Below are 5,405 nucleotides of genomic sequence, written 5' to 3'. Positions count from 1 at the left end.
CTGCCCGCTCGCGAACCTCAGGGGAGAAAGGTGGGATATGCTTCGTCATGGCTCCAGTCTCTCAAGAGTTGGAGCCTCCGAAAATCCCGGAGCGGTTCAGAAGGCCATGGAAGCTCCCCATGGAAACCGACGCCTCCGAGCGCGTTGGTCTAAGTTCCCAACGCAGTTCCGCTCTGGGCACCCTCAGGAGGCCCAGATGCCAAAGGCTCTCGCGCGGCATTCCGTCTACGGCGTGGCGCAGAACGTCACGGTCAGCGACTTCAACGAGCGCGTCAGGGCTCTGTCAGTGCGCTGCGCAGAGCCCAAGAAGCCGGCGCCCCGCAAGCGTTGGAGTCCTGCCCCTCGGCCAAGCTGATCCTACTGACAGTGTCTGCACCTGAGCGACGACGGCTCAGGCGATGCGGCACGCCTTCCGTGCCGACAAGCTCTCCGCGAACGCGCAGGGTGCTGCCATGGACCTGTTCGACGGCCTCGCTCTCGTGCTGGCTGCTACCATGATCTGGGTGATAGTTTCGACATGGCTCGCCGTGCAGCGGAGATGAGGGTCTGTCCGAGCAGGGCTGAAACAGAGTGAGGAAAGCCGGATTGCCGCCGTGAAGAGCGGCAGATCGCATGCGGAATTCCATTGAGAAGCGGCGCTGAAGGTGGCCGTGAGGAGCCGGTCATGGACGTCATCGTCAACCCCGTTGGATCTTCCGGCAACGAATGGAGCCTGGACGACCGTCTTGGCCGCCACCTCGGTTCGATCAACCAATCGGCGGGGTTCGCACCATTCGAAATTGAGCCCGACCCGAAGAGCGCACTGCTCGGGGTCCAACGGGCGCACAGATCGCTTGACGAGGTGATGTCTACCATCGCGGCCCGCATGGGCGGGACCTGCGAACTCAATAGCCAGGATTGGGATTGAGGCGCCTATGGGCCCGCTCCAATGGGGCGGCTTGCTCTATCGGACCTTTGCAGGGGCCCTTTGGCTGCAGTGTGGTTCGCCGACTGGGCATTATGGAACCGATGCAGGGGCGGGACCGCTCACCCCTGGTCTGCGTCGAAGTAGCGACCCTCGCGGTCAAGGTGCAGGTAGTTCGTGTTGAACAGCGACACCGCCTGGAGCGCGGCGAGATCCGGGATCGTGAGGCGGCGGTCCTTCAGCACGATCAGCCCCGAGCAACGCAATTCCTGCAGCACGGGATTGACATGCACGTTCGACAGGCCTGTCGCGTCGGCCAGATCCACCTGCGTCATCGGCAAGCTGCAGCTGTTGTGCTCAACCAGCCCGACCGCGCACAGCCGGATGAACAGCTCGCACAGCAGATGCCCAATCCGCTCCAACCCCGTGCGCTGGCCGAGATTGACCGTCCACTCCCGCACGGTCGCGACGCCGACCACAGCCTCCCACCAGAAGGCCCGGGCAATCCGCGGGTGCTCGTCAGTGAGGCGCAAGAGCGCGTCCTGATGGATCTCGGCCAGCCTGACCGGCGTGAGGGTGCCGATGGAGTGATCCATCTCGCGCAGCGCGAAGGCTTGGATGTCGAAGAGATCGCCGGGTACGAAGAAGGCGATGATCTGCCGGCGGCCATCCTCCAGCTGCTTGTAGCGGCAGGCCCAGCCTTCCAGGATCAGGTTGAGGTGCTCAGGCCGGTCGCCCTCGCTGATGATGTCCTGATGTGCTCCGACCAGATGCTTCCTGTGGCCCGCAGCGGCCTCAAGGGCCCGCTTGTCGTCGGCCGAGAGGCGAGTGAAGTGCTCAAGCTTGCGGATGAGGTGCTGCGGCATGGCCACCTCCGGCCGAGGCAGAGTGAGTTGCTCCCCTAGCTCAAGCTACAGTTGTGTGATTGCCCGCGCCCGTGAAAACGACGGAAGCTCACCCTCGCGAGAGGCCGCTCTGATCTCACCTCAGCGGCGCGCGTTGGGGGTGAGAGCACGGCCGGAGGGCAGATGCCCCACTTTCACTTCCACTTGCACACGAGAGACGGCCTGGAATGGGACCGGGAAGGTCTCGACTTCACGGGCCTGGAGGCGGCCTATCTCGATGTGTGCCGGGCCATTCCGGCGATGGCAGCCGATCTGCAGCACACAGGCACGGGCCTGAGCCACGTCCTGCGCTATGCGTTCGAGATCGCGGACGTGGAGGGTCAGCTCCTGATGGAGGTGCCCTTCTCGGACGTGCTCGACCGGGACCGCAGGCCGCGCCGACCCGCGTCCGCCTCAGCGCAGCAGGTGCGGACCGAGTTGCAGCGGACGGAGAGCCTGATCGCGGCAATCCGACAAGAACGCGACGCCCTTACCGCCGCGCTTTCGCGGATGCAGCTCCGACTGGCTCGCCTGCGTGCGCTCGACATGGGCGGCCATGGGTGTGGGCAGCCGTAGGAGGGGCCAATCGAGCCACCGCACAGCGTTCCACTCGGACTTACTCTACTGGACCTTAGCAGGACCGAGGCGCAGCTCGCCCGCTGGGCTTTATGAAACGTCCTCGTTCCGGACCGGCTCGAAGGAATATGCGCGGCTGAGCAGGATGCGGCGGGAGGCCCAGAGTCGAGCGATGGCTTGGTCGAACTGTGCGAGGCGTATCTCGGCCGTGGTCGGGTCCTGACCGAGCGTTCGCATCCGCTCGATCAGAAGCCGCATCCGTGAACAGGTCTGCTCGGCCTCGGCGACGTGCGCCTCGACCCTGGCCACCGCCTCGTCCTCCGGCCGGATGTCGGCGAACCGTGCCATAGTCGACCTCCGCTCAGCTTCGAGAAGCGGCATTATCACAGGCAGGCGGTCGTCCGCTTCAAAGCATTCCAATAGGGCTTGGCCTAGCGGAACGTTCCGCGCTCACGCGAAGTGCGGTTCCGTAAGAGGGCAGTGGCTGTCCTGAATTGCGCAGAGGCCGGGCTCTATAGCCCTATTGGGACGCTGGAGTGTCCGAGATGATGGACGCGCGGGCCCGCTTGCTACTTATCGCGGACCTCAGGGGTGGGCTGCAATCCAAGAGCCAGATTTCGACCACTTACTGAGCGACGAACTGCGCCTGCTCGTGTCGGTGCTGCTCGGCTTCGGCGATGAGGCCGGGGCGGGCCTGGCGCTCGCCCCGCGGCCTATGCCTTGTCAATGCCTTGGAGAAGCGCCTGCCGGGCCCGCCGCTCAAGCCTGAGGGTCTGCCTGATCTCGAGCAGCATCTTCTCGGCAGCGGCATGGGCCTCTTCGTCCCCGGCGAGCTTTTCAACCAACTCGGCCTGCCGGTCCCAGCGCTGCTCAGCCTCACCAATCCGCCGGGTTGTGGCCTCAAGCGGCGTCTCGTTTACGGAAGTGATCACAGCCCCCTCCTCTGGAATGGGCTTCAATTGGCGAGGTTACCACGGATTAAAGCCGGTCCCCAGTTCGTAATGAGGAGCGGGCCTAGCGCTCGCCCCACAGCCTCTAATCCCCAAGGACTCGGAGCAGTGCCTGTTGGGCCCGCGCGAGCCTGAGGGTCTGCTTGATCTCCCGGAGCATGTCCTCGGCGGCGGCGCGGTCCTCCCCGCGATCTGCGAGCTCGGCGACCAAAGCAATCTGCTGATCCCGGCGCTGTTCGGCCTCGGCTACGTGCCGGATCGCTACAGCAAGCGGCGTCTCGCTCACGGCTGCTCCCCCATGGAAGAGAGGCGCCGCTGATGCTCACGCATGAAGCCGAGCGTCTCCTCAAAGCTGACGAGGAGCGCCTCGGCCACAGCCGTATCGCGTCCGCTTACTCTTAGGTGGGAGATTAGCGCCCGCTGCAGGTCACACCGCCGCGTGCCCTCGGCGACGTGCAGGTTGGCAAGAGAGAAAGCATCGACAGGCAGCCAAGTCATGGCCAGCGCTCCTCAGCACGGCTTCGGTGAGCGGCCTTAACACGGGTTAAGTCTCACGTCTCACCTCCTGCGCCTGCGACGATCCAGGCCGCGTTCCGCAAGTGCCAAACTTCGACATGAAATGAAGCTTGCCCTGGCAGCAGGGTGAGGTAATGGGAAGTCTGCCAGAGCTCGATGTAGGCTCAGCAAAAGAGGTACCTGATTTAATCGACGAAATGAGGCTCGCCACTCTGCAAAGGTGCCCGACTTATTCCGCGGAATGCGGTCAAAAATCGGATGATAATAGGGGCGTTACCAAAAGTATAAATCCCACCACGCGCTGTCCAAGGAGGTGATGTGGCCATAAGGAGCAATCAACAAGTGAGAAATACCACGTCTATTGCAAGTGTACAATCTCCGCTCATTCCGGAGCATGTCGATTTGAAGAGCTTTACCTTCATACCCTTCGACATCGGCTGGCTCACGGACGGCGATTTCGCGGTGACCTCGACCGGCGACGGCTTCAAGGCGGCCATCACGCTGATGGCGAAATCCTGGAGCCAGGTTCCGGCAGGCTCGCTCCCCGACGACGACCGCATGCTCGCCAACCTCGCGGGCTTCGGGAGGGGTCCGGCCGCACTGGCGGAATGGGAGAAGGTGAAGGACGAAGCCCTATCCGACTTCGAACTGTGCTCGGATGGCCGCTTCTACAGCCGCACACTGGCAGCCAAGACCCTGGAGGCCTGGGAGAGCAAGTCCGCGCAGAAAGCCCGCACCGAGAAGGCCCGAGAGGCAGCGCGGCGCAGGCAGGCCGAACAGCAATCCGGCACAGGCTCTGTGACAGAGGTTGTGACAGAGGCTGTCACAGGATCCAGAGGAGAGGAGAGGAGATGAGACGGGACCAGACGAGAAGGGACGAGACGATACGAGACGGGATGGGATGAAATCAGAGGGGACGAGACGGGAAGAGAGGAAAGGAGAGGAAGGTGCAGGAAGGGGAGGAGCCGGCCAGGTGGAGCGACAGGGCGGGTTCATCGGGAAGTACGTCACCTTTCCCCCCGCGGAGATCGTCGCCATGCAGAAGCAGTATCCCGCCCTGCGCGATATCCCCGCGGAGTTGGCCGAGATCGACCCGGGCATGCGCAACAAGCCGATGGCGCAAGTCCATTCCAGGCTCAGGGCTCGGAATTCGGAGGCAGTGGCTGCCCGCGCTCGCGAGTCGGACGACTGCCCATTCTGATCCTCAGCCGACGAGCACACGGGGCGAGGGCTGACCTCGCTCCGCTCTTTCCATGCCGGATATGTCGAGATCGTCCCTGCTGGCGCACGCGGCATTCGCCGCCCCTCGCCCTCCGGACTCGCATTCATCCACTCATCCAGATCGATCGAGTATCAGCCGGAAGACGAGGATGCAGCGGCACTGGTCACCGGCTCCGCCGGAACGACGACAACAACAGCGACACTCCATAACACTGCGCGCCATGCGCAAAACGACCGTTGAGGTATACCCCAGCTGACAGGAACAAATTCCAGAACTAGGATCATGCACACTTCCAGACAGTTCGGCCCCTGGCGCCCCGGCCTCGATGCTGCGGAGCTGCGGGCCCGCCTCCG

Annotated in this window: 10 protein-coding genes; 5 read left to right on the top strand and 5 right to left on the bottom strand. The window is 63.6% G+C overall.

What is annotated here, in order from left to right:
• The first annotated feature begins 398 nt into the window (after nt 1-398).
• Together WDW90_RS34430 and WDW90_RS34425 are read left to right on the top strand one after the other, a co-directional pair.
• Nucleotides 399-542: a hypothetical protein gene (locus tag WDW90_RS34430; protein WP_336492216.1), complete on the top strand. Its 144-nt coding sequence runs from the start codon at nt 399-401 to the stop codon at nt 540-542.
• A 122-nt stretch (nt 543-664) separates the two neighbouring features.
• Complete coding sequence (locus tag WDW90_RS34425; RefSeq protein ID WP_336492215.1) at nt 665-907, top strand: hypothetical protein; 243 nt, start codon at nt 665-667, stop codon at nt 905-907.
• 119 nt (nt 908-1,026) lie between these two features.
• On the opposite strand, the gene WDW90_RS34420 is transcribed toward WDW90_RS34425, so the two are convergent.
• Nucleotides 1,027-1,770 (bottom strand): Crp/Fnr family transcriptional regulator, encoded by a 744-nt coding sequence (locus WDW90_RS34420; protein ID WP_336492214.1) that lies wholly within the window; start codon nt 1,768-1,770, stop codon nt 1,027-1,029.
• Between the two features lie 162 nt (nt 1,771-1,932).
• Here WDW90_RS34420 and WDW90_RS34415 point away from each other — a divergent pair, with 162 nt between their 5' ends.
• Nucleotides 1,933-2,364, top strand: coding sequence for a DUF6894 family protein (locus WDW90_RS34415; RefSeq protein WP_336492213.1), 432 nt, complete (start codon nt 1,933-1,935; stop codon nt 2,362-2,364).
• 90 nt (nt 2,365-2,454) lie between these two features.
• Here WDW90_RS34415 and WDW90_RS34410 read toward each other — a convergent pair whose 3' ends face one another.
• The 4 genes from WDW90_RS34410 to WDW90_RS34395 form a co-directional block, all read right to left on the bottom strand.
• Nucleotides 2,455-2,712 (bottom strand): hypothetical protein, encoded by a 258-nt coding sequence (locus WDW90_RS34410; protein WP_336492211.1) that lies wholly within the window; start codon nt 2,710-2,712, stop codon nt 2,455-2,457.
• A 365-nt stretch (nt 2,713-3,077) separates the two neighbouring features.
• The gene (locus tag WDW90_RS34405; protein WP_336492210.1) at nt 3,078-3,296 is read right to left on the bottom strand and encodes a hypothetical protein; all 219 of its coding nucleotides are present in this window, start codon (nt 3,294-3,296) and stop codon (nt 3,078-3,080) included.
• A 103-nt stretch (nt 3,297-3,399) separates the two neighbouring features.
• Complete coding sequence (locus WDW90_RS34400; RefSeq protein WP_336492209.1) at nt 3,400-3,600, bottom strand: hypothetical protein; 201 nt, start codon at nt 3,598-3,600, stop codon at nt 3,400-3,402.
• Nucleotides 3,597-3,812: a hypothetical protein gene (locus WDW90_RS34395; protein WP_336492207.1), complete on the bottom strand. Its 216-nt coding sequence runs from the start codon at nt 3,810-3,812 to the stop codon at nt 3,597-3,599. Before WDW90_RS34395 ends, WDW90_RS34400 begins: the two co-directional genes overlap by 4 nt.
• Before the next feature lie 420 nt (nt 3,813-4,232).
• Here WDW90_RS34395 and WDW90_RS34390 point away from each other — a divergent pair, with 420 nt between their 5' ends.
• On the top strand, nt 4,233-4,685 hold the full coding sequence (locus WDW90_RS34390) for a hypothetical protein (RefSeq protein WP_336492205.1): 453 nt from the start codon (nt 4,233-4,235) through the stop codon (nt 4,683-4,685).
• Between the two features lie 118 nt (nt 4,686-4,803).
• Nucleotides 4,804-5,031: a hypothetical protein gene (locus tag WDW90_RS34385; protein ID WP_336492203.1), complete on the top strand. Its 228-nt coding sequence runs from the start codon at nt 4,804-4,806 to the stop codon at nt 5,029-5,031.
• Nucleotides 5,032-5,405 lie beyond the last annotated feature (374 nt).

The organism is Methylobacterium nigriterrae (assembly GCF_037106235.1).
GTDB lineage: Bacteria > Pseudomonadota > Alphaproteobacteria > Rhizobiales > Beijerinckiaceae > Methylobacterium > Methylobacterium nigriterrae.
This window is presented reverse-complemented; position numbering and strand designations above follow the sequence as displayed.